Annotated in this window: 28 protein-coding genes; 13 read left to right on the top strand and 15 right to left on the bottom strand. The window is 42.7% G+C overall.

Translation table 11 applies throughout. From position 1 onward, the window contains the following. Nucleotides 1-5 precede the first annotated feature (5 nt). Both FET73_RS04810 and FET73_RS04805 read left to right on the top strand, forming a co-directional pair. Nucleotides 6-455: a DUF6491 family protein gene (locus FET73_RS04810; protein ID WP_154222767.1), complete on the top strand. Its 450-nt coding sequence runs from the start codon at nucleotides 6-8 to the stop codon at nucleotides 453-455. Next, the gene (locus FET73_RS04805; protein ID WP_154222766.1) at nucleotides 433-690 is read left to right on the top strand and encodes a hypothetical protein; all 258 of its coding nucleotides are present in this window, start codon (nucleotides 433-435) and stop codon (nucleotides 688-690) included. The genes FET73_RS04810 and FET73_RS04805 overlap by 23 nt, the downstream gene beginning before the upstream one ends. Before the next feature lie 70 nt (nucleotides 691-760). Here FET73_RS04805 and eno read toward each other — a convergent pair whose 3' ends face one another. Genes eno through pyrG form a run of 3 tightly spaced genes read right to left on the bottom strand, consistent with a single transcriptional unit; the run spans nucleotide 761 to nucleotide 4,517 of the window. Then, nucleotides 761-2,050, bottom strand: a complete 1,290-nt coding sequence (gene eno, locus FET73_RS04800) for a phosphopyruvate hydratase (protein WP_154222765.1) — start codon at nucleotides 2,048-2,050, stop codon at nucleotides 761-763. Beyond that, nucleotides 2,037-2,879, bottom strand: a complete 843-nt coding sequence (gene kdsA / locus FET73_RS04795) for a 3-deoxy-8-phosphooctulonate synthase (protein ID WP_154222764.1) — start codon at nucleotides 2,877-2,879, stop codon at nucleotides 2,037-2,039. The genes eno and kdsA overlap by 14 nt, the downstream gene beginning before the upstream one ends. 9 nt (nucleotides 2,880-2,888) lie before the next feature. Continuing rightward, complete coding sequence (gene pyrG / locus FET73_RS04790) at nucleotides 2,889-4,517, bottom strand: CTP synthase (protein WP_154222763.1); 1,629 nt, start codon at nucleotides 4,515-4,517, stop codon at nucleotides 2,889-2,891. A 156-nt stretch (nucleotides 4,518-4,673) separates the two neighbouring features. On the opposite strand from pyrG, the gene FET73_RS04785 reads away from it, so the two are divergent. Beyond that, nucleotides 4,674-4,898: a hypothetical protein gene (locus tag FET73_RS04785; RefSeq protein ID WP_154222762.1), complete on the top strand. Its 225-nt coding sequence runs from the start codon at nucleotides 4,674-4,676 to the stop codon at nucleotides 4,896-4,898. Nucleotides 4,899-4,935: 37 nt separating this feature from the next. On the opposite strand, the gene FET73_RS04780 is transcribed toward FET73_RS04785, so the two are convergent. Then, nucleotides 4,936-5,571, bottom strand: a complete 636-nt coding sequence (locus tag FET73_RS04780) for an energy transducer TonB (protein ID WP_154222761.1) — start codon at nucleotides 5,569-5,571, stop codon at nucleotides 4,936-4,938. Between the two features lie 145 nt (nucleotides 5,572-5,716). Between FET73_RS04780 and FET73_RS04775 the strand changes: the two genes are divergently transcribed. Together FET73_RS04775 and FET73_RS04770 are read left to right on the top strand one after the other, a co-directional pair. Continuing rightward, a complete protein-coding gene (locus FET73_RS04775) occupies nucleotides 5,717-6,259 on the top strand; it encodes a pseudouridine synthase (protein ID WP_154222760.1) in 543 nt (180 codons plus the stop codon). A gap of 40 nt (nucleotides 6,260-6,299) precedes the next feature. Further along, complete coding sequence (locus FET73_RS04770) at nucleotides 6,300-6,965, top strand: DUF4097 family beta strand repeat-containing protein (protein ID WP_154222759.1); 666 nt, start codon at nucleotides 6,300-6,302, stop codon at nucleotides 6,963-6,965. On the opposite strand, the gene folK is transcribed toward FET73_RS04770, so the two are convergent. Continuing rightward, the gene (gene folK, locus FET73_RS04765; RefSeq protein WP_154222758.1) at nucleotides 6,943-7,434 is read right to left on the bottom strand and encodes a 2-amino-4-hydroxy-6-hydroxymethyldihydropteridine diphosphokinase; all 492 of its coding nucleotides are present in this window, start codon (nucleotides 7,432-7,434) and stop codon (nucleotides 6,943-6,945) included. The genes FET73_RS04770 and folK overlap by 23 nt on opposite strands. Before the next feature lie 27 nt (nucleotides 7,435-7,461). Next, nucleotides 7,462-7,830, bottom strand: coding sequence for a SirB2 family protein (locus FET73_RS04760; RefSeq protein WP_154222757.1), 369 nt, complete (start codon nucleotides 7,828-7,830; stop codon nucleotides 7,462-7,464). 140 nt (nucleotides 7,831-7,970) lie between these two features. Here FET73_RS04760 and FET73_RS04755 point away from each other — a divergent pair, with 140 nt between their 5' ends. Further along, nucleotides 7,971-8,831 (top strand): SGNH/GDSL hydrolase family protein, encoded by an 861-nt coding sequence (locus FET73_RS04755; protein ID WP_154222756.1) that lies wholly within the window; start codon nucleotides 7,971-7,973, stop codon nucleotides 8,829-8,831. Between the two features lie 66 nt (nucleotides 8,832-8,897). On the opposite strand, the gene ispF is transcribed toward FET73_RS04755, so the two are convergent. Genes ispF through FET73_RS04740 form a run of 3 tightly spaced genes read right to left on the bottom strand, consistent with a single transcriptional unit; the run spans nucleotide 8,898 to nucleotide 10,383 of the window. After that, nucleotides 8,898-9,374 (bottom strand): 2-C-methyl-D-erythritol 2,4-cyclodiphosphate synthase, encoded by a 477-nt coding sequence (gene ispF / locus FET73_RS04750; RefSeq protein WP_154222755.1) that lies wholly within the window; start codon nucleotides 9,372-9,374, stop codon nucleotides 8,898-8,900. Further along, on the bottom strand, nucleotides 9,374-10,078 hold the full coding sequence (gene ispD, locus FET73_RS04745; protein WP_154222754.1) for a 2-C-methyl-D-erythritol 4-phosphate cytidylyltransferase: 705 nt from the start codon (nucleotides 10,076-10,078) through the stop codon (nucleotides 9,374-9,376). The genes ispF and ispD overlap by 1 nt, the downstream gene beginning before the upstream one ends. Then, nucleotides 10,075-10,383 (bottom strand): septum formation initiator family protein, encoded by a 309-nt coding sequence (locus FET73_RS04740; protein WP_154222753.1) that lies wholly within the window; start codon nucleotides 10,381-10,383, stop codon nucleotides 10,075-10,077. Before FET73_RS04740 ends, ispD begins: the two co-directional genes overlap by 4 nt. A 90-nt stretch (nucleotides 10,384-10,473) precedes the next feature. Between FET73_RS04740 and FET73_RS04735 the strand changes: the two genes are divergently transcribed. The 4 genes from FET73_RS04735 to ypfJ are packed head-to-tail and all read left to right on the top strand — an operon-like array spanning nucleotide 10,474 to nucleotide 14,720. Then, on the top strand, nucleotides 10,474-11,385 hold the full coding sequence (locus tag FET73_RS04735) for an ABC transporter ATP-binding protein (protein WP_154222752.1): 912 nt from the start codon (nucleotides 10,474-10,476) through the stop codon (nucleotides 11,383-11,385). Beyond that, nucleotides 11,385-12,641: an ABC transporter permease gene (locus FET73_RS04730; protein WP_154222751.1), complete on the top strand. Its 1,257-nt coding sequence runs from the start codon at nucleotides 11,385-11,387 to the stop codon at nucleotides 12,639-12,641. Before FET73_RS04735 ends, FET73_RS04730 begins: the two co-directional genes overlap by 1 nt. Further along, the gene (locus tag FET73_RS04725; protein ID WP_154222750.1) at nucleotides 12,638-13,807 is read left to right on the top strand and encodes an ABC transporter permease; all 1,170 of its coding nucleotides are present in this window, start codon (nucleotides 12,638-12,640) and stop codon (nucleotides 13,805-13,807) included. The genes FET73_RS04730 and FET73_RS04725 overlap by 4 nt, the downstream gene beginning before the upstream one ends. A gap of 46 nt (nucleotides 13,808-13,853) precedes the next feature. After that, entirely contained in the window at nucleotides 13,854-14,720 is an 867-nt protein-coding gene (ypfJ, locus tag FET73_RS04720; protein WP_154222749.1) for a KPN_02809 family neutral zinc metallopeptidase, read from the top strand. A gap of 83 nt (nucleotides 14,721-14,803) precedes the next feature. On the opposite strand, the gene FET73_RS04715 is transcribed toward ypfJ, so the two are convergent. The 4 genes from FET73_RS04715 to FET73_RS04700 all read right to left on the bottom strand — a co-directional run bounded on the left by FET73_RS04715 (nucleotide 14,804) and on the right by FET73_RS04700 (nucleotide 19,132). Further along, the gene (locus FET73_RS04715) at nucleotides 14,804-15,559 is read right to left on the bottom strand and encodes a class I SAM-dependent methyltransferase (protein ID WP_154222748.1); all 756 of its coding nucleotides are present in this window, start codon (nucleotides 15,557-15,559) and stop codon (nucleotides 14,804-14,806) included. 74 nt (nucleotides 15,560-15,633) lie between these two features. Next, a complete protein-coding gene (locus FET73_RS04710) occupies nucleotides 15,634-15,936 on the bottom strand; it encodes an FmdB family zinc ribbon protein (protein WP_154222747.1) in 303 nt (100 codons plus the stop codon). Between the two features lie 79 nt (nucleotides 15,937-16,015). Next, a complete protein-coding gene (locus tag FET73_RS04705) occupies nucleotides 16,016-17,563 on the bottom strand; it encodes a peptide MFS transporter (protein ID WP_154222746.1) in 1,548 nt (515 codons plus the stop codon). Nucleotides 17,564-17,584: 21 nt separating this feature from the next. After that, nucleotides 17,585-19,132, bottom strand: coding sequence for a peptide MFS transporter (locus FET73_RS04700; protein ID WP_154222745.1), 1,548 nt, complete (start codon nucleotides 19,130-19,132; stop codon nucleotides 17,585-17,587). A 237-nt stretch (nucleotides 19,133-19,369) separates the two neighbouring features. Here FET73_RS04700 and FET73_RS04695 point away from each other — a divergent pair, with 237 nt between their 5' ends. Next, nucleotides 19,370-20,053, top strand: a complete 684-nt coding sequence (locus FET73_RS04695) for an SDR family NAD(P)-dependent oxidoreductase (RefSeq protein WP_154222744.1) — start codon at nucleotides 19,370-19,372, stop codon at nucleotides 20,051-20,053. A 36-nt stretch (nucleotides 20,054-20,089) separates the two neighbouring features. Here the strand turns inward: FET73_RS04695 and FET73_RS04690 are convergent, their stop codons facing one another. Beyond that, entirely contained in the window at nucleotides 20,090-21,439 is a 1,350-nt protein-coding gene (locus FET73_RS04690) for a glutamate--cysteine ligase (protein ID WP_154222743.1), read from the bottom strand. Nucleotides 21,440-21,573: 134 nt separating this feature from the next. On the opposite strand from FET73_RS04690, the gene FET73_RS04685 reads away from it, so the two are divergent. Next, on the top strand, nucleotides 21,574-23,028 hold the full coding sequence (locus tag FET73_RS04685) for a peptide ABC transporter substrate-binding protein (RefSeq protein ID WP_154222742.1): 1,455 nt from the start codon (nucleotides 21,574-21,576) through the stop codon (nucleotides 23,026-23,028). Next, nucleotides 23,025-24,338 carry a guanine deaminase gene (gene guaD / locus FET73_RS04680; RefSeq protein ID WP_154222741.1) on the top strand — a complete coding sequence of 438 codons (1,314 nt, stop codon included), beginning with the start codon at nucleotides 23,025-23,027 and terminating at the stop codon, nucleotides 24,336-24,338. Before FET73_RS04685 ends, guaD begins: the two co-directional genes overlap by 4 nt. Nucleotides 24,339-24,406: 68 nt before the next feature. On the opposite strand, the gene FET73_RS04675 is transcribed toward guaD, so the two are convergent. After that, a complete protein-coding gene (locus FET73_RS04675) occupies nucleotides 24,407-24,970 on the bottom strand; it encodes a hypothetical protein (RefSeq protein WP_154222740.1) in 564 nt (187 codons plus the stop codon). Nucleotides 24,971-24,997: the final 27 nt, after the last annotated feature.

Genomic DNA, 24,997 nt, shown 5'->3' with positions numbered 1-24,997 from the left:
TAAATATGAGAAACCACATTCAGACTGTTATTTTGGCTTTTGCTTTAGTTTTAAGTGGTTGTGCCAGTAACAAAGCAAAAGGCCCTAGGGTCAATTATCAAAATTTTGTAGTCCAAGAACGGCTAGAGTCGGTGAACCGAATAACCCAATTCAGAATGACCCGTTGGCAGTCTCTAGACGAACGATTTTTTATTCTCAACGCATCAAGAAAAAGAAACTATTTAATTGAAGTGATGGGCTATTGCCCAGACCTTAAATACGGTCACACTTTGCGATTGGATCAGTCCATGTCCAGCTCACTACAAAGCAAATTCGACTCGGTGATTGTGGACAGCGACCCCAACCAAAAATGCACCATCAAAAACATCTATCCCTTAAGCAAAGAACAAAAAGACCAATTGATTTCAGGTGATATCAATGGCAGTGTGAAAGTTGAAAAAAGCAGTGAAATTTGAAAGCCCAGAATCATATATCCCCGATATTGTTGTTTATTTCAATTTAGAATTTTTTGGTGCGGATTGGAAAAATCAAGCTAATATTTTTACAGTAAATGATTTTATTTTTATTGATGAATTTATTGTGAATGGTGTGCTAACTCTTTTTTATAAAGTTCATGGAGAGTCAATTAGCGGCACAATTTCAGTTTGTAACGGTGGTGTTATGATTGGCATGGATACTCTGCCAAAATAACGATAATTGTGTGAACGGTGAAGCTAAAAAAGCCTCATATTGAGGCTTTTTTAGCTGGTGGAGTCAAATGTTATAAAATTTTCAACAAGTCAAAAGCTGATGCACCTGCGAAGCGGGCTTTTTTGCCCAGTTGTTCTTCGATGCGCAGCAGTTGGTTGTATTTGGCTATGCGGTCTGAACGACATAAAGAGCCGGTCTTGATTTGTGTTGCTGAAGTTGCCACTGCCAAATCAGCAATGGTGTTGTCTTCGGTTTCACCCGAGCGGTGAGAGATGACGGCGGTGTAACCTGAACGGTAAGCCAAGTCGATGGCATCCAAGGTTTCAGTCAAGGTGCCGATTTGATTGAATTTAATCAAAATGGAGTTGGCGATGTTTTTGTCGATGCCTTCTTTGAATATTGAAGTATTGGTTACGAATAAGTCATCTCCAACCAACTGTACTTTGTCGCCCAGTTTTTCGGTCAAATGCTTCCAACCTGCCCAATCGGCTTCATCCAAACCATCTTCAATACTGATGATCGGGTATTGATCAACCCAAGAGGCCAAAAAGTCTGTGAATTGTTCAGACGTTAGTTGTTTGTTTTCACCTGTTAAGTGATATAAACCATCTTTGTGAAACTCAGAACTGGCCACGTCCAAGCCCAAATGAACTTCTTCACCAATTTTATAACCCGTTTGGTGAACCGCTTCTAAAATGGTGTCAACCGCTTCAACATTAGAACGCAAATTAGGTGCAAAACCACCTTCGTCACCCACAGCCGTTGATAAGCCTTTGCTTTTTAAAACTTTAGCCAATGAGTGGAATATTTCTGTACCACAACGCAAAGCTTCTGAGAATGATGTGAAACCTGTCGGCAGCACCATAAACTCTTGTACGTCGATGTTGTTATCTGCATGTTCGCCACCGTTGATGATGTTCATCATCGGTACGGGCAATACGAATTCTTCTTGGGTCGAAATGCTCTGATAAAGGGGAATGCGCTTGTCATCGGCCACCGCGTGGGCATTGGCCAAAGAAATGCCGAGCAGCGCATTGGCACCTAAATTACCTTTGTTGTTGGTGCCGTCTAAATCGAGCATGGCTTGGTCTAAACCAGCCTGGTCATTGGCATCGCGACCAATCAAGGCTTTCGCCAATGTGGTGTTGACGTTATTAACAGCTTTTTGAACGCCTTTGCCTAAGTAGCGGCTTTTGTCGCCATCACGCAGTTCAATCGCTTCTCGCGCGCCAGTGGAGGCACCTGATGGTACGATGGCGCGACCAAATGCACCTGATTCCAAGGTGACTTCAGCTTCTAAAGTGGGGTTGCCACGTGAATCAAGAACTTCGCGGGCGTGGATTTTTTTAATTCCAGTCATCAGATTGCTCCTGTAGTGGTTTTGATTTAACCGTTTGGTCAATGATTTTTAATGTTTCTAACAAGCCAGCCATTTGGTCGAGTTTCACTGCATTTGGGCCATCTGACTTGGCATTGGCTGGATCTGGGTGGGTTTCCATAAACAAACCAGCCACACCAACAGCTGTGGCTGCACGTGCCAATACAGGAACGTGTTCTCGCTGTCCGCCAGAAGTGCCACCTTGGCCGCCTGGTAGTTGGACAGAGTGTGTGGCATCGAATACCACAGGACAATCTGTTTCACGCATCACAGCCAAAGAGCGCATGTCTGAGACTAAGTTGTTGTAACCAAAGCTGGCGCCACGTTCGCAGACCATCAATTGTTTGTTGCCAGTTGAACGGGCTTTTTCTACCACATTCACCATGTCCCAAGGGGCCATGAATTGGCCTTTCTTGATGTTAACGGGTTTGCCTGCGGCACAAACGCGTAAGATGAAATTGGTTTGTCGGGCTAAAAATGCAGGCGTTTGTAGAATATCAACCACATCAGCCACTTCTTCAATAGGCGAATCATCGTGTACATCGGTGATAACGGGTACGTCCACTTGTTTTTGTACTTCAGACAAAATACGCAAGCCTTCTTCCATACCTAAGCCACGGAATGAATTCAGCGAGGTTCGGTTGGCTTTGTCAAAAGAAGATTTAAAGACAAAAGGGATGCCCAGTTTGTCAGTCACTTCTTTTAAATGTCCAGCGGTGTCGATGGCCAATTGCAATGATTCAATCACGCAGGGGCCGGCCAGCAGAAAGAATGGTTTATCCAATCCAGCTTCAAAATGACATAGTTTCATGAGAACCTCTTATGCTTGTTGTTGTTTCAATGCCGCGGCAATGTAGCTGGCGAACAGCTTGTGTCCATCGCGAGGCGTTGAATTAAATTCTGGGTGAAATTGGCAAGCCAAAAACCAAGGGTGGTTTGGTAACTCTACCATCTCAACCAGTTTCTCGTCTTCTGAACGACCACAAAATACCAAGCCCGCTTTGCTTAAAACATCAGCATAGTTGTTGTTGAATTCGTAACGGTGGCGGTGACGTTCAGAAACAATGGTGTTTTCATACACTTTATGGGCCAAAGTACCTTCTTTAATCAAAGTGTTTTGTGCGCCTAAACGCATGGTGCCGCCCAAATCAGATTGTGAGCTGCGTATTTCTTTCTGACCGGCTCTGTCCATCCATTCTGTGATGAGTCCAATCACAGGGTTGTCAGTTTGGGTGTCATTTTCTGTGGTGTTGGCGTCTGATAACCCACAAACATTTCGTGCGTAATCAATCACTGCTGCATGCATGCCGTAGCAGATGCCTAGGTAAGGGATGTTGTTTTCTCTTGCATATCCAACAGCAAATATTTTGCCTTCGAATCCACGGTTTCCAAAGCCACCAGGAACCAAGATGGCATCGACATCAGAGAAAACTGATGTGTCTTTGCTGTTGCCCAAATCCTCAGAATCTATGTGTTTGATGTCCACTTTAGTTGAATTGGGAATGCCGGCGTGGCGAAGCGCTTCATTCAGAGATTTATAGGCATCAGAATGATTAAGGTATTTACCCACCATACCAATGGTCACTTGATGTTCAGTATTCGCTTCAGCATCAACAACGCGCTGCCATTCTGATAAATCAGTTTCACCACAATCCAAACCAAAACGTTCAACGACCAAATCATCAAAGCCTTCTTTTTGTAACTCTGCAGGAATTTGATAAATGTTGTCACAATCCATTACAGGAATCACTGCGCGTTCTTCAACGTTAGTAAACAAAGCAATTTTTCTTTGTTCAGATTCTGGAATCGGGTGTTCGGCACGACACAGTAAAATGTCTGGCTGAATACCGATGGAACGCAATTCTTTCACCGAATGTTGCGTTGGTTTGGTTTTCAGTTCACCAGCAGCGCTGATGTAAGGCACTAAGGTCAAGTGAACAAACAAGGCATTATTTCGACCTTCTTCAACGCCCATTTGACGTAAAGCTTCCATGAATGGCAATGATTCAATGTCACCGACAGTACCACCAATTTCGACCATGATAACGTCATAACCTTCGGCAGCTTGGCGCACCTTGGACTTGATTTCATCGGTGATGTGCGGAATTACCTGAACGGTGCCACCTAAATAATCACCACGACGCTCTTTGCGAATCACCGATTCGTAAATTTGGCCTGAGGTGTAGTTGTTGTTACGCGACATTTTGGTGCGCACGAAACGTTCATAGTGGCCCAAATCAAGGTCCGTTTCAGCACCGTCTTCGGTGACAAAAACTTCGCCGTGTTGGAATGGACTCATGGTACCAGGATCAACATTGATATATGGATCCAGTTTCATTAAAGTGACTTTTAGACCGCGTGCTTCTAGCAAAGATGCCAGAGAAGCTGCTGCGATACCCTTTCCCAGTGATGAAACCACACCACCAGTGACAAATACAAATTTAGCCATGCTGCTTAGAGAAATGTGAAGCTCAGAAAGGAATTGCATTATAGCGGAAGCATTTGCCTTTTGCTATGATTTGTGGTTTTTTCCACTGACTTTTGGCACTGTTTAAGCAGCTGTCATTGTGCTATTTTAATTGGTACTCTCTTTATTGGAAAAGTTGTGGAAGTTTTTATAGGTATTTTGGTTTTATTGATTTTATTTAAAGTCTTTGCCCTGATGCTGTTTATTTTGTCTTTACCCTTTTTATTGGTGATTGGTTTTTTTGCCACCATTGCTTTGGGGTTTTTGTTTTTCTTTGGTGCTGTTTTCACTTTGATTTTTAAAATATTGCTGTTGCCATTGTTGTTGTTTTTCTTGCTTCCCTTTTGTTGGATTGGTAGTTAATCAGGCTGAAGCAGTAAACTTCAGCCTGAGTTTTTGATTATTTATTGATATTAAACTCAACTTTTTGTTTCACTTTGAAAGGCACTGCTTTACCGTCCATGATCTTAGGGTGAAAAGTCCATTTTCTAACAGCTTTCAGTGCCGCATTATTGAAAGCACGGTTGGGTTTATTGGCCAAAACCTCAATGTCATCAACACGGCCTAATTCATTCACGGTGATTAACACCTCTACCCAGCCTTCCACTTGTCTTTGCAATAAAGTGGGAGGGTACATGGGCGCTATTCCGGCTTTCAGCGTACCACCTTCTCCCATTGGGTTACCGCTTGCTGGACCGGTGGGGCCCATGGGTATATCAGTAATCATTTTCCACTCAGCCTTGGTGTCTATGCCTTGTGGCAAGTAGCTGTCAGTATCAGAAGGGTTTTGACTGACATCTAATGCAGGGGCTGCAGGTGGTTGTGATGCTTCTTTAGGTTCTGGTAATTTATTTTTGATGGGATCGGCGACCACTGGTGGTTCAAAGTTTTTAACAAAACCAAAGTTGATGTTGGCTGTCTCTGTACTGCGGTAGTTTTTTTGTGTTCCTAGCAGGCTTTGCATGATTAAAAACAAGGTGAAAGTCACTGCTATACCCAGTAAACCCGCCACGGAAAATCTCATCAAGCTATTCATTCAGTTTTCTCCAGTTTGAGAGCCACAAAAAATCATGTGGCTTAAAACTATGACTTTCGGCATATAAACAAAGTTCAAAATTATTTATGAATTAATTCGTAGAAGTCATCAAGTACAATACAACAACCTGATGAACGATAAATAAATGAAAAAACTCGTGTTATTCAACAAACCCTTTCAAGTGATGTGTCAGTTTACTGATAAAGAAGGGCGTCAACATTTAGGTCACTTTGTCGCTGAAAAGGGCGTTTATGCTGCTGGTCGTTTAGATTATGATTCTGAAGGCTTGTTACTCTTAACTGATGATGGGCCGTTACAAAATCGCATCACCAGCAGTCAATTCAACAAAGTTTATTTAGTACAAGTAGAGGGTTTGGCAAGAAAATCGCAACTGGATGCCTTGAGGAAAGGTGTGAAGGTACAAGACTATATGGCTAAGGCAGTGGATGTGGCTTTGTTACACAAAAAACCCAGTTTTGTATGGAAAAGAACTCCTCCAATTCGTGCGCGTAAAAACAAGCCAACTTCATGGGTAGAAGTGACATTGAATCAAGGAAAGAATCGACAAGTCAGGCGCATGATGGCAGCGGTTGGCTTGCCTGTTTTGAGGTTGATCAGAACGCAAATTGGTGAATGGAAATTAGACGGATTAGGTACGGGCGAAAAAAAAATTGTAACAATTGATTAAGAACTGCGTTTCTTAGTCATACAAAACAACAGAGGTTATGGTGAAAATTTTAATTATAGGTATTTTGATGGCCTTAGGCATCACATCACAAGCGGGATTGTTTGGCAGTGAATCAGTCGGTGACGACGTTAATGCACCAGAAAAGGACTTGGATTCAGTCAATGGCAGCATCACGGTAGGCAGCAACAGCCACGTAGATGATTTGGATACAGTTAACGGTTCTATAAAAGTGGGTCATGGCAGCACAGTGGGTGATGTAGATACGGTCAATGGGAGTGTGAAATTCAAAGACAACGTCACCGCTGAAAGTGTTGAAGCAGTCAATGGTGCATTGATTTTGGGCTCTGGCTGTTTGATTCAAGGCCATACAGAAACGGTTAATGGTTCAATCAAAGCAGGTGATGGTTGTGAGATTCAGGGCAAAATGGAAACCGTGAACGGCACCATTTCTGCAGTCAATAGCCGCATTGATGGCAACATTGAAACCACCAACGGTGACATTAAATTAACAGAAGGTACTGTTGTGACAGGTGATTTAGTGATTCATAAATCCAATGGTTTTTTTAATAGCAACAAAAAAGTACCAACTGTATCTATCGGTGAAAATGTGGTTGTTAAAGGTGATTTGATTTTTAAAAAGAAAGTTAAATTGAAACTTCACGAGAGTGCAAAAACAGGCGATGTCATCGGTGATGTAGACATGTAACTGGCTGAATGTCTTGTTTAAGTTCAAAGGCTTGCCATAAATCGGCAAGCCTTTTTTTGTGTCCAGGTACAATTAAATCAGGTGCTAAGTCAGACAAGGGCTTGATAACATAGGCGCGTTTTAAAATTTCACGTCGAGGAATTTGAACCACACCATCATCAATAATAAGGTCGTCAACCAACAACAAATCTATGTCAATCAAACGATCTGAATAACGGGGCTGGCTGCGATCACGTCCAAGTAAATCTTCTAAGTTTTGTAGCCATGCTTTCATTTGCCAAGGGTCAAAGGCGGATTGTAGTTTGACGACTAAATTATAAAAATCTTGTCCTTCAAAGCCATACGCCTTTGATTGGTAAACGGGTGAGCACTTGAGTGTAGAAAATGAAGCGCTTAGGTACGTAACACAGGAATTGATGTTGTGCGTCCTGTTCTTGTTACTGCCTATACCGAGGTAAAATTCAGCCATCACACGATCTCTTTGAATTTGTCAGAGTCAGATAAAAAATGTTGGGTTTTTGGTGATGGCAGTCATCAACATATAAACAAAGCACAAAGTGGCAGCAAAAAATCCAAACCAACGCTTGGTACCAGTGGCCTTCATGGCCACCATCCCGAAAGCAATGTATCCAACCAAGGCTATCAATTTATACATTAACCACGGTGAGTTACCTGGCGAAAAACCCAGCATAACAGCCAAAGTCAATCCACTGGCGAGTAATAAAGTATCAATGACATGCGGTGCTATGGTTAATATTTTATTCTTGGGTTTGTTTCTTAAGGCAAAAAGCCAAAAGCGAATCTCAAATAAAATGATGCTGATCAGCACCAGGGTCATGTGACTGTGTTTTAAAATAGGGTACATATTTGTTTAATTTTGTGTTATCTTTTTGTTAATCGGATGTGGCATACACCACAATTTAAATAATGAAACATTCGAACCACAGTGTATCAAGGTTTGGCCTTACATTTTATAAAAATCTGACTTCTGGGGAGGAAGCAACAATGAAATTGATACTATCAATCTGCTTATTAATTTTTTCAATAACTACCGTTCAGGCACAAAATGCCAAAGTTTTGATCGTTGGTGACAGTTGGGCACAACAACAATATTCTGATGACGTCCACGATGCTGTTTTTGATGTCAATGGTTATCCAGGCATTCAAGTGTTGAGGAATGCAGATTCTGACTTGGTGGCCATTGATGGCACCACAGCCGCAGATTGGGTAGTACCTACAGAGTTGGCAAAAATCACCAATGCCTTGGTTAATAACCCCAGTGTCGACACGGTGCAATTGACCATTGGAGGTAATGATTTCCTGAATAATTGGTATAAAAGTATGACCATGATGGAAGTGGATGCTTTGAAGATGGGCATTGTGGCCGACATTCAGACCATTGTTGATGCGATTTTGGCTGTGGACATCAATATTGAAATCATCATGAGTTTTTATGACTACCCCAATTTTGAAGAAACAACAGGTGGTATCACAGGATTTATCTGTGCTGGCTTGCATAATGACATGGAGAACCCAACCCCTACAGAAATTAACAACCTGGCATTAGATTTCACACAAGCTTTTGTCGAAATCGCCGACCAAAACCCAAAGGTTTTTCATGTACCACATTGGGGCCGCATGCAAAATGCTTATGGCTGGCCTGATAATGGAATCCAACCAGGTGACATTCAACTTCCAGGTGATTTTACTTTAACCAGTCCATTAGAGGCCATGAGGTTACATTTTGGATTGGTGCGAGACTGTTTTCATCTGGGAGCGCCGGGATATGACATTTTGGTTCAAGCCTTGTTCGAAGAGTATTACCATTATAGATTTGATACGATTCACAAATCCTTGTTTGAATAAAGGTAAATAAAACTACACGCTACGCTGAGAACCAAGCTTCGGCTTGGTGTTTTTATGCCTGCATGATTAACTGCTGGGTGTCATTAAACACACAACCAAAGCGGCCATACCTTCTTTACGACCCGTGAAGCCGAGTTTCTCAGTGGTGGTGGCTTTGAGGCTGATTTGGTTGGTTTCAATATTTAACAAACCTGCTAGATTTTCACGAATGACCAAAGCATGTGGTTTGATTTTGGGCATTTCAGCCATCAAAGTGCAGTCAATGTTACCGATTTGATACCCTTCGGTTTGAATTAATTGGTAACAATGTTTTAGGAACACGCCGCTGTCACAATCTTTCCATTGTGCATCTGAGGGTGGAAAGTGGATGCCAATATCGCCTAAAGCCAATGCGCCAAGTAAGGCGTCACAAATCGCATGGATCAACACATCGCCATCCGAATGGGCGATGAAGCCTTTGTTATGGGGTACTTTAATACCACCCAAAGTTAAAAAATCACCCTCACCAAAAGCGTGTACGTCAAAACCTTGCCCTATACGCATTAAAGTCTCCCTTGTTGTTGTAGATAAAAGTGCGCCAATGCCAAGTCACTTGGGTAGGTGATTTTAATGTTTTGGCAGTTTCCTAGAACCATCAATGGCAGTTTTCCCGCTTGTTCAAAAGCAGAGGCTTCGTCCGTTGTTTTATCGTCATCAGCTTGTTGTAAATGATGTAATAAATCACCCAAACGGAACATTTGAGGTGTTAAAGCCGCAAACAGTTGGTCGCGATCGATGGTGGTTTGACAGTGAGATTTGTCAGTGGATTTTTTGATGGTGTCAGTAACCGGTTTAACCAACAAGCCACCAACAGCATGTGATTTTACCGCATTAATCAGCCGGTTGATGTCATCTGGTGTTATACAAGGTCGAGCCGCATCGTGGACCAAAATCCAGTCCGTATCCTGCGCCTTTTCCTTAATGGCCAATAAGCCATTAATTACAGACTGTTTTCGTGATGAGCCACCGATACAGGATTTAACAAGTTGCTTGGATTGAAACTTGATTTCAGGCCACCACTTATCATCAGGGTGAGTAGTCACCATGACGATGTCACAATCGATGTCATTAAACGCTTCAATGGTGTGAGCCAAAACCGTTTTGTCACCTATCTGATGGTATTGTTTGGGCAGGCCAGACTGGGATTCAAAACGCGACCCAATGCCTGCGGCAGTTATTAACACATGAAAATGACAGGGCTTACTCATTGTTTTTTGTGGGTTCTTTGACGCTTGGGTAACTCTTCATTAATAATTTGAATGAAGGTTTCGCCGTCTTTTATCATGCCTAATTCCGTACGAGCACGTTCTTCAATCGCGTCTAAGCCATTTTCTAAGCTTTCAACTTCTGCTTGTAACAGTTGATTGCGTTTTTTTAATTCAACTATTTCTGCGGCTTTTTCTTCTAGAATCAATTGCTTTTCTTTGAGTTCAATGCGACCGCCATTGCCCAGCCAAAGCAAATAAAGGGCAATGCAGATGAACAAAAGTAAGGCGCTGTTAAACCACTTCATGGAATGGAAAAAGTCTATAAAAAATCAAAGCACATTGTAACACTGGCGGTTTATAATCGTTAACCTACTTTATATCCATGGCAATTATTAATGATTAAAATCCAATCATTGACCAAAACGTACGGTCAATTCACGGCTGCAGATGCTGTATCTTTTGATGTCCAAGCAGGTGAAGTTTTTGGCTTGTTAGGCCCTAATGGTGCCGGTAAATCAACCACCATCAACTGCCTTTCTGGTTTGCTCGAGGCCACTTCCGGTGACATCTCAATAGATGGTCACCCCATGGTAGGTGATGGCATCAATGCCAAAAAGTCATTGGGCTTGGTACCCCAAGAGTTGGCCTTATATGAAGACCTTACAGCGTTAGAAAATTTAAATTTTTGGGGCCAGGCCTATGGTCTGTCAGGAAAAACATTAAATCAACGCATTCAATCGGTTTTGCAACAAGTGGGATTAAGTGACCGCCAAAAAGACCTTGTGAATACCTACTCAGGAGGGATGAAAAGGCGATTAAACTTTGCTTGTGCCATCTTGCATGAACCCAAGGCTTTGTTACTCGATGAACCCACCGTTGGTGTTGATCCGCAATCGAGAGAGCACTTGTTGACGGCTGTTGGTGAATTGAAACAAAAAGGGACTGCGGTAATTTATACCTCACATTACATGGAAGAAGTAGAGCGTTTATGTGATCGTATTGCTATCATTGATAAAGGCCATGTGATAGCACAAGGTACAATTGGTGAACTGCGCCAACAAATGGGTGAAAAAGATTTGATTTCTTTGCGCGGTGATTTCAGCGGGGCCAGTCAGGATTTGTTATCGGATTTTGAGGTATTGGAATGGACTGATGAAGCGGTGCGTTTTTTATGCCCCAATGCCGCAGAGCAGTTGTCTGACTTGTTGTCACGATTCAAGGATTGCAGAATTAAAGAAACATCGGTTCAGCAAGCCAACTTGGAAAGCTTGTTCATTAAATTAACTGGTAGGGCGTTGAGAGACTGATGAATCAATTGTCATATACGGTTGCAACACAGTCATTCAAAAGGGTGTTGCGAGAAAAATGGGGGCTGATTTCATGGTTGGCCATACCTTTGATGATTGTGTTTTTGATGAGTTTGATGAGTGGCGGCGGGTCCAGTCCGAAACCTCATGGTCGCTTATTGGTTACAGATCATGATAATTCAACATTGTCTCAGTTTTTGGTGGGCAGCTTGGGCCAAGGGCCTATGGCTGAATTTTTTACGGTAAAAACGGTTGATGAAACTGAGGGTGAAGTCATCATGAACGATGGTGAAGCCACGGCTTGGTTTGTGGTCGAAGCGGGGTTCATGGACAATTATTTAAATAAAAAGCCGAGTCAGTTGCGATTGGTGAAAAACCCTGCACAAACCATTCTACCAGGCATGGTGGAAACAGGAATGAATTTGATGGTTGATGCCGCCGATTATCTTCAAATGTTGTTTGCTGATGAGTTGAATAAACTGAATCAAATGGTGACAACAGGTAAAGTCAATGATGCGGATTTGGTGGTGTTAACTTTGGCGATTAAAAAAGGCATTGATGAGGCAGAAAAAACGATTTTCCCGCCCAAGATTAAATTAAAAGAGCGGGTGGTAACGGCCTCAGATGCTGAAGAAAAGCCTGGCTTCAACTTTGTGATGTTGATGTACCCTGGTGCGATATTCATGAGTTTGTTGTTTGCTTCTGTTGCTTTGGCGATGGGTGTTTGGGATGACAAAGCGAATGGCGTATTACCGCGATTGGCGGCCTCACCGGGTGGTTTGGGGGCATATGTAAATGGTAAATTGATGCATGCGATTTTGACGTTCGTGTTATTGGGGTTTATTTTGTTGTTGGTCGGCGTGGCAGCTTTTGATATCTCAATCCAATTATTTCCCATCATGCTACTTTGGGTGGTCTTTTCTGGTGCGGTTATTTGGTTGTTGATGTTGGTATTCAGTTTGTTGATGCCCAGCAGAAAGTCTGCCAATATCGTTGTTAATGCGGCAGTCCTTCCTATGGCCATGCTGGGTGGTGCGTTTTTCCCATCAGAAGCGATGCCTGATTGGTTGGCGAATATTGGTAGCTATTTACCCAATGGCTTTTTATTGAAAGCCATCAAAGACGTTTTGGTTAGGGGGCAAGGCATGCAAGAGGCTTTATTGATACCCTTTTTGATTGGTGCTTTTATGATCACAGTGCTTTGGTTTCTTAATCAAAAGCTCATCAAACGCTTAGCTCAGGGAGCAAAACTATGAACAACATCAAATTCATAGCGATTAAAGATTTTATCTATTTGCTGAAAGACAAAACTGTTTTGATCTGGATGTTCATCATGCCATTGGTGTTTTTTGCTTTCATTGGTACCACCACTGGCGGTTTTTCCAGTGGCGGTCAAAATGTGACATTGGCCATTTGGTACGATGGAGATGAAAATGATCCTGTGGCTCAGCAAATATATCAAAGGTTAGCGGCTGAAGATTTTGCTTTGCGGTATTTCAGCGAAGCCAATCCTTTGTATAAAGAAAAATATGAATTCAAAGACTATGGTCGTCAACTGTGGTTGCCAACTGATATGGGCAGCACATTAAAAAGTGGTGAGCAAGTCACAATTGAATACCGGTTCAAAGACGATGACATGGGTGCCCAGTTGAACGAATTCAAATTGCAAAAAGCGGTCTATCAAACGTTAGGAGATTACTTGGTGTTGAAAATGCACCACAATCAAGCAGCCAAAGCATTGGACTTCTCTGTCGTCAATAATTTACCAGACTTGATCACATTAGATGTCAGTCAAGGCGGTGAACAACATGAAATTCCGAATGGATTCAAACAAGCCGTGCCTGGCATTTTGGTCATGTTTATCATGATGATATCTTTGACCAGCGGTGCTTTCAGTTTATTCCTTGAGCGAAAAACAGGTGTGCTTAGGCGATTGGCTGCAGCACCCATCAGTCGCAAGGAGCTGATATTAGGAAAGTGGTTGGGTAAATTGATGCTGGCTACCGTTCAATTAATCTATGGCATGATCATGGGAATGCTGTTATTCAAAATTCACTGGGGTGAGCATTGGTTGATGGTGTTTATTTTGCTGTTTGCTTGGTCAGCAGTCTGTGCTGGTTTTGCCGTATTGATGGGTTCACTGGCTACAAATGAAGGTCAAATCAATGGAATACCTGTTTTGGTCTCTATGTTGTTGGCGGCCTTGGGTGGTTGTTGGTGGCCAATAGAAATCACACCTGAGTGGATGCAGCAGCTGGCGATGTTTTTACCAACAGGTTGGGTGATGGATGCTTTGCACAAGCTGATGTATTTTGGTGGTGATTTGTCCTCGGTGGTTAACCACCAATTGGCCTTGTATGCCTTGGCTGTCATCTCTTTGTATTTTGCTTTCACAAAATTTAACCCAGATTTTAAAGGTTGAGAAAAATTCTAGGTTATACTGATGTTTTTATATTTGTGGATACTGAATGCGCTGGAAAAACAAAAGAAGAAGCACACGAATAGATGACCGGCGAGGTCGTGGTGGCGTAGCAAAGGGCGGGGCTAAATTAAGTGGCACCATGATTGTGATTGCCATCATTTATTCTCTGGTGACGGGACAAAACCCTTTGTCTTTATTGGGTAATATGATGTCCCAACCGAGTGGTAATTCACAACAACAAGTACAAATACCCAAGCAACAAACGCAGGCAGAAAAAGAACAGGCTGAATTTTCATCGGTTATTTTTGCATCCACTGAAGACATTTGGACTCAAGTATTTGCCAAATCTAACCAAAAATATCAGGCGCCAACTATGGTGCTGTTTGACGGCCAAGTACAGTCTCGTTGTGGTGTTAACTCAGAAGCCGTGGGACCATTTTATTGTCCAGCCGACTCAAATGTTTATTTGTCTTTGAGTTTTTTTAGGCAGTTAGAAAAGATGGGTGCACCAGGTGATTTTGCCCGGGCTTATGTGATTGGTCATGAAGTGGGACATCACATTCAAAACATCACAGGAACGGCCAAACAAGTGCGTCAATGGCAGTCGCAAGCAGATTCAAAATATAAGGTCAATCAATTGTCAGTGATGATGGAATTACAAGCCGATTGTTTGGCAGGTGTTTGGGCACACCATGCCAATCAACAACAAAACATGTTAGAAACCGGTGACGTAGAAGAAGGTTTGCGTGCCGCCGCCTCTATAGGTGATGACACATTACAATCTAAAGCAGGCCGAAGGGTAAATGTTGAAGCGTTCACTCATGGGTCATCAGAGCAAAGGATGCAATGGTTGAACCGGGGTTTAAAAACAGGTAATTATGATGCCTGTAACACCTTTTCAGAAGGTGTTTGATTGTGTTCAATTTGCGGTAAAAGATTAGGCAATAAAAAAGGCCCTTGTCTAAGAAACAAGGGCCTTTTTTTTGCTCATCTAATTTATTTCTTAACTTTTTTGAATTTCAACGTGAACCTGTCAGTATTGCCAGTGACTGATTTTCTTCCCACTTCGTATTCCAACTCATCATCAGCGCGGTAATGTAAATCAGAATAGTCTACAAATTCAAAACCGGCTGCTTGAATTTCTTTGATGGCTTTCACAGGGTCAAAGCGGCGACGGTTTTCATCATTTTCACCTTCCATGTGACGTCGAGTGTGATCTACAACACCGTAAATACCACCCACTTTCAACGAATTCCAAGCGGCATCATTCATGGCTTGTCGACCATCTTCAGCAAAGTTATGGTAATTTCTGAAGGTCAAAACCATGTCTGCTTTTTTAACATCAATTTCTGCATTTTCAATTGAATAAAATCTGGCACCTTCTTTGCGGTAAATATTGGCTTCTTTAGCAGCCAGTTTTACTTCTGACATTGAATCATTGGCTTCAGCTAATTTGGCGGCACGCGATGTACCATAAGCCAAATGCAACTCACCATTCTCTTTAAGCACAGGTGCTAAAATTTTGGTATACCAACCGCCACCAGGTAGCAGCTCGATGACTTTCATATCATCACGCAAGCCTAAAAATTTAAGTGTTTGAACAGGCATACGGTTGCGATCGCGTTTGGTGTCAGCCTCTACACGAATGTCTGACTTCATGGCGGCTTTGATTTTCGCTTCAGTGGCTTCGAAGTCACTGGCGAAAGCAGAGCCTGCCAATAATGAGGTAATGAGTAATGCAGGTAATTTCATTTGTTTGTCTCTCGTCTATTAATGGGTTAAAAAACAAACATTGTAACAAATGATAATGATGGATGCGTGAAGGTTTACAAGTTTTCGCGGTCAATGGTGGCGGGGCCTTTGCCTGCGGTTTTTTCATATTTACCATTGCCCACTTTGCGGTATTGCGTGAAGCCATTTTTTTCTATGTTTTGTTCGCTCAAGGTTTTTTTGCTGTCACGGGTTAATTGAGAAGTTAAAGCAGGAGCGCAAATGACTTTTTTGATATCAGCACCACATTCAGGACATTGTGTCAGTTTGGCCTCAGCCAGTTTTTGCATCACATCAAAGCCTTCAACACAATGGTCGCAGTGATTCTCAGTTGAAGCTTGGTAGTGATATGTTGGCATGGTTTTCTCTTGAGGTTTTAAATGGGCATAAAAAAAGCACCAATTGTTAAATTGGTGCTTTTTATCGTTTTTACAAGGTTTAATGTACGCCGTGCATGCCTTTTTTCAATAATGGTGTGATAACCAGCATGAATACACCCATGCCAATACCTAACCACATCAAGAAATTAAACAGTTCGCTGTATTTTGCGACTTGTTCTGCCATCGACATGGTGGCAGCTGCATCACCGTCAAAGGCAGCAAACTTAGACAGTCTTGTTGCTAAAGTTTCTGACAAGGCAGTGGCCAAGAACCAGGTACCCATAGAGAAACCGACAATTTTCTTAGGAGCCAGCTTTGTAACAGCAGACAAGCCTACTGGCGATAAAGCCAGTTCACCTGTGGTGTGTAACAAATAAGCCAGTACCAACCAAATCCACGCCACCTTACCCGAAGCTTCTGGCATGGTTGCGCCAAGAACCAAGGCACCAAAACCCAGGCCTGCTTGAATCAAGCCCAAGCCAAATTTTGCTGGAGTTGAAGGTTCTAAATTGCGTTTAGATAACCAAACCCACATCCAGGCAAAAACAGGTGCCAATAAGATAATAAAGCCTGCATTCAATGAACCGAATTGAGACGCTTTAACTTCAAAGCCAAATATGTTTCTGTCCATTACACGGTCAGCGAAGAAGGTCATTGAAGCGCCGGCTTGTTCAAACAAGGCCCAGAACACAATGGTAGAAAGAATCAAAACGATCAACACGAAAATGCGGTGGCGTTCTACTGGCGTTGATTTAGCAAAAGCCCAAAACATCATGAAGCCTGCAGCTACTACCAAAAATATCCATTGGCCTGAATGTACCCATGCTTCTCTTTGAACCACGAACCACACCAGTGGCAATGACAAAATAGACAACAAGTAAATGGTCCATTCTACATTGATGGGACCCAAGACTTTTTTGCTTAATTTTTCAGGCTCGGTTGGGTCGGCGTGGCCATACAAATATTTCTGGCCATACATAAAGAAGATCAATCCCAAGAACATACCGATGCCGGCTGCACCGAAACCATAGCCCCAACCATAAGTTTCGCCTAACCAACCACACAATAAGGTGGCTGTAAATGAACCTAAGTTGATACCCATATAGAAAATGGTAAAACCAGAATCACGACGTGGGTCATTATCTGCATACAGCTTACCAACAATGGTAGAAATGTTAGGCTTCAAAAAACCAACACCGAGAATGATCAAAGCCAAAGCCATATAGAAAACATTCAATGCAGCAGTGTCTCTGATGACTTCGCCAGCCACCATGGTGGCTTGATCACCTTCTACAGCCATCAATAAATGACCCAAAACCAATAAGATGCCGCCGAATAACACGGCTTTTCTTGGGCCGAGGTACCTGTCAGCCAACATGCCACCAATCAAAGGAATGGTGTAAACAAGACCGGCATAAGCACCTAATACATCTAAGCCTGCTGAGTCAGAAAACAAGTGATACTTTGTTAGGTACAAAATCAATAAAAATTTCATGCCATAGAACGAAAAGCGTTCCCAAAGTTCTGTAAAGAAACACACATACAAACCCTTTGGATGACCAAAGAGCTCTTCTTGTGCTTCAGGGTTAATTTCAGTAGTACTCATTTTTTCTCCTTTTTGTATTATTTATTTAATGCCATGCATGCGTTTCTTCAAGAAAGGTGTCAGTAACAACATAATGACACCAGCACCTACTGGGATAGCAGTAAACACCAAGAAGAAACCTGACAAGCCGATGGCTTCATTGATGCGGTCCATGGCGCTGGCTGTAAAACCACCCAAAGTGTTAGCAAAGAAGCTAGATAAGAACCATACGCCGAACATAATACCCAATAGACGTTTGGGTGTTAATTTACTCACATAAGATAAGCCAACAGGCGACAAGCAAAGCTCACCAGCAGTGTGGAAGAAATATGCAGCAATCAACCAGAACATAGAAACCGATGCGGTAGTTGCACCTTGGGTGATACCCATTGAGCCGTAGGCTAAGAAGGCAAAACCAATACCCAATAACATCAAGCCTAAAGCAAATTTTGCAGGGCCTGATGGGTTGAATTTAGTTTCCCACATCTTAGAAAACAAAGGTGCTAATGTGATGATAAAGAATGAGTTCAATATACCAAACCAAGAAGCAGGTACTTCAATCTCGTTGCTTGAAGAGAATTCTGTATAAACTTTCCAGATTACAATGGCCCAAATAATGGCGAAACTTAAAGCCAAAAAAGAATTAGACAATGGAATGTCTTTATGGGTCGCCTTAATCAATAAGCCTAACACGCCAGTAACAACAACAATCGGAACCACTGTTAAAAAGAAGTTTGTCCAGATATAAATTGTGGCTGAAGTGCCTGTTAAAACACGCTGGGTATAATCATTGGCAAAAATAGTCATAGAGGAACCCGCTTGTTCAAATGCCCACCAGAATACGATAACAAAAAATGCAAACACCCCCACAACCAATAAGCGATCCTTTTCAATAGAGGTTAATTTTGGTTTTTCATTAATGGTTTGATCATCCAGATTGTGCTGTGGTTTATCACCGTTGGTGCCGAATACTGCTTGTGCAAAGTAGAATTGTAGCAAACCAAAGAACATAAACACACCAGCCAAACCAAAGCCATAATGCCAGCCGACTGTTTCACCAACATAACCACACAACATGATGCCCAAGAAGGCTCCGGCATTGATGCCCATATAGAAAATGGTGTAAGCGCCGTCTTTTTTGGTGTCTTCTTTATATAAACCACCAACCATTGAAGAAATGTTGGGCTTGAATAAACCATTACCAGCAATCAATAAAGCCAGGCCCAAATAAAATGTGGCATGTGTATCAAAAGCCAAAGACAAATGACCCAAAGTCATCAACAAAGCGCCTATGACCACTGCCGCTTTAAAACCGGTGAATCGGTCAGCAATCCAGCCACCAATCAAAGGTGTCAAATAAACCAAGCCAGTATACAGCCCGTATAAGATACCGGCATCTTCACGAGACCAGCCCCAACCACCGCCATCAATGGCAGTAACAAGAAACAGCACCAACAAGGCGCGCATACCGTAATAACTGAAGCGTTCCCACATTTCTGTGAAAAACAAAATGAACAAGCCAGCTGGGTGGTTTAGTACCTCTGGGTTGATGTTGTTTGTTGAATTTGATAAAGGATTAGTTGTACTCATAAGGTCAAATAATGTGGTGGAAAAAAATCATGTGTTTTTCATGACGCGAAATGTATTTTTTGCCTTACGACAAAAGCCATAGATGATACCACAAGTGACCAGATTCGTTAAAACAATGTGAAGCGCTTCAAATTAATTTGGCTCATTTAAAAAGGAAAATGAATTCATGAAAGGAAAAAAAGCCCAAATCTGAAGAAAACTGCTACAATTCGCTGTTAACTTACACGTACAGCAGCGATGACTCAAGGCGATCAATTCAAAGGAAAAACGATATTTTTAACCGGTGCTTGCGGCGGTTTGGGCTCGGCCATTGCTTTGAAACTGTCACAACAAGGTGCCAACTTGGTCATCAGTGACAAGAATCCTAAAGCACTGAATAAGATGTGTGATGAATTGGTCAAGCGTAATTTGCCAGAGCCTGTGATTTACCCAATGAATTTGGTCGGTGCGACACCGAATGATTATTTAAAGCTGGCAAAATTATTGAAAGAGAACTTTGGTCAGTTAGATGGTTTGATTCATGCGGCTTCTGAATTTGGCAGTTTGACTCCGTTTTTGCTGTATGAAGCGTCACGCTGGTTGAAAGAAATGCAGGTGAATGTCAACTCACCCATCTTTTTAACCCAAGCCTTGTTGCCGTTGGTTTTGAAAGGTAAGGGAACCATTTTATTTACATCGGATGATTTGACCACAGTATCAAAAGCATATTGGGGGCAGTATGGTGTAGGTAAAGCAGCGATTGAACAGTTTGCAAAAATTTTAGAAAAAGAATGTGATAACCAAGGTGTTAAAGTCAAAGTCATCACACCTCCACCAATGCATACCCAGTTACGCGCCAAAGCTTGGCCTGCTGAAAATCCTGATAAATTGAAAAAGCCATCAGAAGTGGCGCCGATGTATATCGACGCACTACTGAATTAAGGTTTTAGGGTTAGTCGGTGCTGATTAACAGCAGCATCAATAGGCATAAATCTCAAACAACTCATCAATGTTGTCTTGCCAGACACCGTGGAATTGACCGCGTTTACGTTCTGCTGGTGTGACGCCTGTATCAGCAATGATTTGTAAAGGTTCTAAGAAACAGCTTTCATCCTTTCCGCAGGATGACTTGATGGCGCGTTTTTCCAAGCCTTGACGAGATAAGTCCAGCATTTTCAATGCCATATCACGTACTTTCTGGTTGCGGAAACATGTAGCAAGGCCGGTTTTAGGCACTTCTGTTCTGAGCATTTCATGTTCTGCTATGGTCCAGTCGCTGATCCAAGCTGATGCTTGATCCAAAGAGTCTTGGTCATACAATAAACCAACCCACAAAGCGGGTAAGGCACAAATGCGACGCCATGGGCCACCATCGGCACCGCGCATTTCTAAAAACTTCTTCAAACGCACCTCTGGAAATGCAGTGGTTAAGTGGTCTTCCCAGTCTTTCATGGTAGGGAACTCGCCTGGTAAGACAGGTAATTTACCTTGCATAAAGTCACGGAATGATTGTCCTGTGGCATCCAAGTACTCACCGTTCCTGTAAACGAAATACATGGGTACGTCGAGCATATAGTCCACATAGCGTTCAAAACTCATGCCTTCTTCAAAGACAAAGGGCAATACACCGCAACGATCGGCATCCGTATCGGTCCAAATATGTGAGCGCAAGCTGACAAAATTGGTGTCATGACCTTCTTTAAAAGGAGAGTTGGCAAACAAAGCAGTGGCAATAGGCTGTAAGGCCAATGACACTTGAAATTTCTGCACCATATCAGCTTCTGAAGAAAAGTCTAAGTTGGCTTGAATGGTACAAGTCCGTTTCATCATGTCCAAGCCCAAGGTGCCGACTTTGGGCATGTAGTTGCTCATGATTTTATAGCGACCTTTGGGCATGTAACTGATGTCTTCTCGGCTTGCTTTTGGGTGGTATCCCATGCCAAGAAATGACACGCCCAAGTTTTCACACACGGCTTTGACTTCTTTTAAATGGGTGCCGGTTTCTTGACAGGTTTGGTGAACATCAGCCAATGGCGCACCTGACAACTCTAACTGCCCGCCTGGTTCTAATGTGATGGAACAGCCATCACGTTTGAGGGCAATCACATGCTCGCCTTCATATTCAGGCTCCCAATTGAATTGTTCTGCCAATCCATTGAGTACATCACGGATTCCACCGGGTTCTTCATAACCCAAGGGTTTCAGGTTTTTGTCATGAAAACCAAATTTTTCATGTTCAGTGCCTACTTTCCACTCAGACTTAGGCTTGCAGCCGTCTGCTAAGTAGTTAATCAGGTCTTCGCGGGTCAAAGTGGGTTGGTCGCTCATGATTTGTACTGTGGTAAATGTCAGAAATCATACCAAAATTTGAGTCGCTTGTTGTCACAGATTGGGATAAATTTGATATTGAAGCACGCAGAGGTATGTGGTTAAAGTGTATTTGATTGGGCTACAATGTGGCCATGAACAGAATATTTATTGTGGCCTTGTTGTTGCTTGTTTTTAACAGTGATGCACAGACTTTAAACCGTGGAAATGGTGGCGAGCCGGACTCCCTCAACCCACACAAAGCCCAAGGACTGAACAGTCACCACATATTATATGACCTTTATGAAGGCCTTTTTCGATATGGTGTAGATGGCACGCCGGTGTTAGCGATGGCTGCAGCTTATCAAGTGTCAGCTGATGGCTTAACATGGACCTTTGACTTGCGTCCTGATGCCAAATGGTCGAATGGTGAACCTGTGACCAGCAGTGATTTTTTGCGTGGGTGGCAGCAAGCAAGTGACCCAGCAACAGCAGCCCCGTACGGTGGTTTGTTTGATAACTTGAAGGACAAAGGAAAATTACAAGTTACACGGCTTTCTGATTTTAGTTTACAGGTACGGCTCAATCAGGCCAACCCCATGTTTTCGGCACAATTGGTGCTGCCTGTGTTTATGCCTACACACAAACAAGAAGGTGTATTTAATGGTGCATACATACTCAGCGATTGGCAGCTACAGGAAAAAATAACCTTGTCCAAGAACCTACATTATGCGGATGCTTCGGCAGTGTATTTTAATGAAATTGTCTATTGGGTAACAGAAAATCAAAACAGTGAACTGAACCGTTTCAGGTCAGGTGAATTGGACATCACTGAAACCATTCCTGATGCCAAGATTGAATGGTTGAAACAAAACATGCCCAATGAATTACGCATTGCACCTTATTATGGTACATTCTTTCTCGGCTTGGATGTCAGAGATCAGTGGTTACAAAATGTGGATTTAAGACAGGCTTTGTACTGGTCAATTGATCGAAATATTTTGGTGGAAAAGGTGCTGAAATCGGGTCAAAAGCCTGCCCTCAGTTTGATTCCTGGTAGCAAGCAAAACAATGGGCTGAACCTAATCAAGGCAAAAGCTGCACTTTCAAACAGTGGTTTTGATGTCAAGACCAACAAGTTAACTTTGCTTTATAACAGCAGCCAAAACCAAAAGAAGGTAGCGCTTGCGGTGGCGGCCATGTGGCGACAAAATTTGGGCATCAAGACACAGCTGAAAAACCAAGAGTGGAAAGTGTTTGTCAGCAGTCGAAAAAAACCTGGCAAACAGGTGTTCAGGGGTGGCTGGGTTGCTGATTACCATGACCCAATGAACTTCTTACAGCTGTTTCACTCCGCATCTCAGTTCAACTACTATGGATTCAACTCAACTGCTTATGATGAACTGTTACAACGGTTGCTTAAAGCCGAGCCAGCTGAACAACACACACTGATTACACAAGCGGAGCGTGTGCTGGCTGATGAAGCGCCTATGATACCGCTTTACCATTATGTGTCCAGGCATTTGGTCAGGTCTGGCATCAAGGGCTTTGAAGATAATCCATTGGACCAACATTTAAGTCGCTATTTGAAACAAAGGAATGAACAATGAATCAACTCACAGTGCTCAGAGGACAGACGCTCAGTTTTTCGGGTGATGCTTTTATAAAAGGTGTTGAAGACACGATGGTGTTTGAATCTGATGGTATGGTCGTTATTGAGAATGGGCACATCACACAAGCAGGACCCGCAACCGAAGTGATGACCACACTGCCTTCAGGAGTGAAGGTTGAAAGTTATGACAAGGATCATATCATCATGCCGGGCTTCATCGATTGTCATGTGCATTATCCACAAACACAAATCATTGGTGCCTATGGTAAACAGCTGATTGATTGGTTGAATGAGTACACGTTCATCGCCGAACAACAATTTGAAGACAAAGCACATGCTGCTGAGGTCGCAAATGTATTTCTGCAAGAATGTTTAAAGGCAGGAACAACCACATCATCTGTTTTTTGTACGGTTCACCCCCAATCAGTGGATGCTTTTTTTGAAGCGTCATCGGCGTTAAATATGCGCATGATAGCCGGTAAAGTGCTGATGGATCGCCATGCACCTGAAGCGTTGTTGGATACACCTCAGCAAGGTTATGACCAGTCTAAGGCATTGATTGACCGTTGGCACGAACATGGTAGGCAATTGTATGCCGTGACGCCTCGATTTGCGCCGACCAGTTCACCTGAACAAATGGACATGGCGGGTCAGCTTTGGCAAGAAAGCCCCGGCACTTTTTTACAGTCACATGTCTCTGAGAACAAGGGTGAAATTGAGTGGGTTAAATCTTTGTATCCAAAGTGTAAGGGTTATCTGGATGTGTACGATAAATATCAGCAGCTGGGACCTCGTGCCATATACGGTCATGGTGTGTGGTTGAGTGAGTCAGAATTACAGCGTTGCCATGAAACAGGTACAGCGATTGCACACTGTCCTACCTCAAATCAATTTTTAGGTTCAGGCTTGTTTGATTTGAAAAACGCCACCCAGGCCGAACGTCCAGTTCGCGTGGGATTGGCCACTGATTTGGGTGCTGGGACTTCATTTTCTATGTTGCAAACATTGAACGAAACTTACAAGGTAGCACAATTAAATGGCTACCCATTGTCCGCGGGACTTGCCTTCTATCTGGCCACCAGAGGTTCAGCCAAGTCTCTGTATTTAGATGATAAAATTGGCAGTATTGAAGTCGGAAACGAGGCGGATTTGGTGGTGCTCAATACCAAATCTACAGCCGCAATTGAATACCGCATGCGTTATTGCGAAAGTCTGGAGGAGGCGTTGTTTATACAAATGACATTGGGTGATGATCGCGCCATAAAAGCGACCTATGTGGCTGGAAAGTGCCTTTATCAGTCATCATGATTATGAGCTGTTCGATTGAATTAAAAAAGGCCGCTGAAAGAGCGGCCTTTTTATTAAAAAATCTGAGCTTACTCCCAATCTTGGTCAGCAACAGAATCAACCAATTGTTTTGAGACTTTTCTCATGCCTTTGGCGGCATTTTCTAATCGGTTGCTGTTGTGTTTAGGTTTCATCAATTCGTAATACTCACCTGAGTCACGTAATTTACCCTGTCTGAACAATTCAATAAATATTGACTTAGGGGTCAAGCTGCCATTGGCATGCTTACGACAAACCACTTCAAATGATTGTTTGTCTTCAATTTTAGGAATCAGGAAAGTGTCATTTTTGGCGCAGATGGCTTGAACATCTTCAAAAATCAAATCCACTTTACTGGGTTTCAACTTGGCTTCTTCAGCAACGATGTAAGGTGCAACAAAGCGTCTGTCAATGCCGGTGCGGGCAGAAATTTCTACAACAGTAGCTCGGGGTTTGGCTTGTTTGCATTCCTTAACGATGTGCATCTTATAGTATTCCATGAATTCTTTGTACGAGAAGTCATAGGCTAATGTGGCTTTGGCCATCACCTTGGCAACTTTTTCAATTGACTTGCTGATGGTGGCTTGGTTTTTTTGGTTCTTGTCTTCTTTCATTTGGATAGTTTTTATAGTATTGAAGAA

The organism is Marinicella rhabdoformis (assembly GCF_009671245.1).
GTDB classification, from domain to species: Bacteria; Pseudomonadota; Gammaproteobacteria; order Xanthomonadales; family Marinicellaceae; genus Marinicella; species Marinicella rhabdoformis.
The sequence above is the reverse complement of the archived record's forward strand: the minus strand, read 5'-3'. Positions and strand labels throughout refer to the sequence as shown.

Bases quoted from the DNA above. Each gene is read 5' to 3' on its own strand.
- FET73_RS04810 (WP_154222767.1), top strand. From the start codon at position 6: ATGAGAAACCACATTCAGACTGTTATTTTGGCTTTTGCTTTAGTTTTA.
- eno (WP_154222765.1), bottom strand. From the start codon at position 2,050: ATGACTGGAATTAAAAAAATCCACGCCCGCGAAGTTCTTGATTCACGT.
- kdsA (WP_154222764.1), bottom strand. From the start codon at position 2,879: ATGAAACTATGTCATTTTGAAGCTGGATTGGATAAACCATTCTTTCTG.
- pyrG (WP_154222763.1), bottom strand. From the start codon at position 4,517: ATGGCTAAATTTGTATTTGTCACTGGTGGTGTGGTTTCATCACTGGGA.
- FET73_RS04780 (WP_154222761.1), bottom strand. From the start codon at position 5,571: ATGAATAGCTTGATGAGATTTTCCGTGGCGGGTTTACTGGGTATAGCA.
- FET73_RS04775 (WP_154222760.1), top strand. From the start codon at position 5,717: ATGAAAAAACTCGTGTTATTCAACAAACCCTTTCAAGTGATGTGTCAG.
- folK (WP_154222758.1), bottom strand. From the start codon at position 7,434: ATGGCTGAATTTTACCTCGGTATAGGCAGTAACAAGAACAGGACGCAC.
- FET73_RS04760 (WP_154222757.1), bottom strand. From the start codon at position 7,830: ATGTACCCTATTTTAAAACACAGTCACATGACCCTGGTGCTGATCAGC.
- FET73_RS04755 (WP_154222756.1), top strand. From the start codon at position 7,971: ATGAAATTGATACTATCAATCTGCTTATTAATTTTTTCAATAACTACC.
- ispF (WP_154222755.1), bottom strand. From the start codon at position 9,374: ATGCGTATAGGGCAAGGTTTTGACGTACACGCTTTTGGTGAGGGTGAT.
- ispD (WP_154222754.1), bottom strand. From the start codon at position 10,078: ATGAGTAAGCCCTGTCATTTTCATGTGTTAATAACTGCCGCAGGCATT.
- FET73_RS04740 (WP_154222753.1), bottom strand. From the start codon at position 10,383: ATGAAGTGGTTTAACAGCGCCTTACTTTTGTTCATCTGCATTGCCCTT.
- FET73_RS04735 (WP_154222752.1), top strand. From the start codon at position 10,474: ATGATTAAAATCCAATCATTGACCAAAACGTACGGTCAATTCACGGCT.
- FET73_RS04730 (WP_154222751.1), top strand. From the start codon at position 11,385: ATGAATCAATTGTCATATACGGTTGCAACACAGTCATTCAAAAGGGTG.
- FET73_RS04725 (WP_154222750.1), top strand. From the start codon at position 12,638: ATGAACAACATCAAATTCATAGCGATTAAAGATTTTATCTATTTGCTG.
- ypfJ (WP_154222749.1), top strand. From the start codon at position 13,854: ATGCGCTGGAAAAACAAAAGAAGAAGCACACGAATAGATGACCGGCGA.
- FET73_RS04715 (WP_154222748.1), bottom strand. From the start codon at position 15,559: ATGAAATTACCTGCATTACTCATTACCTCATTATTGGCAGGCTCTGCT.
- FET73_RS04710 (WP_154222747.1), bottom strand. From the start codon at position 15,936: ATGCCAACATATCACTACCAAGCTTCAACTGAGAATCACTGCGACCAT.
- FET73_RS04705 (WP_154222746.1), bottom strand. From the start codon at position 17,563: ATGAGTACTACTGAAATTAACCCTGAAGCACAAGAAGAGCTCTTTGGT.
- FET73_RS04700 (WP_154222745.1), bottom strand. From the start codon at position 19,132: ATGAGTACAACTAATCCTTTATCAAATTCAACAAACAACATCAACCCA.
- FET73_RS04695 (WP_154222744.1), top strand. From the start codon at position 19,370: ATGACTCAAGGCGATCAATTCAAAGGAAAAACGATATTTTTAACCGGT.
- FET73_RS04690 (WP_154222743.1), bottom strand. From the start codon at position 21,439: ATGAGCGACCAACCCACTTTGACCCGCGAAGACCTGATTAACTACTTA.
- FET73_RS04685 (WP_154222742.1), top strand. From the start codon at position 21,574: ATGAACAGAATATTTATTGTGGCCTTGTTGTTGCTTGTTTTTAACAGT.
- guaD (WP_154222741.1), top strand. From the start codon at position 23,025: ATGAATCAACTCACAGTGCTCAGAGGACAGACGCTCAGTTTTTCGGGT.
- FET73_RS04675 (WP_154222740.1), bottom strand. From the start codon at position 24,970: ATGAAAGAAGACAAGAACCAAAAAAACCAAGCCACCATCAGCAAGTCA.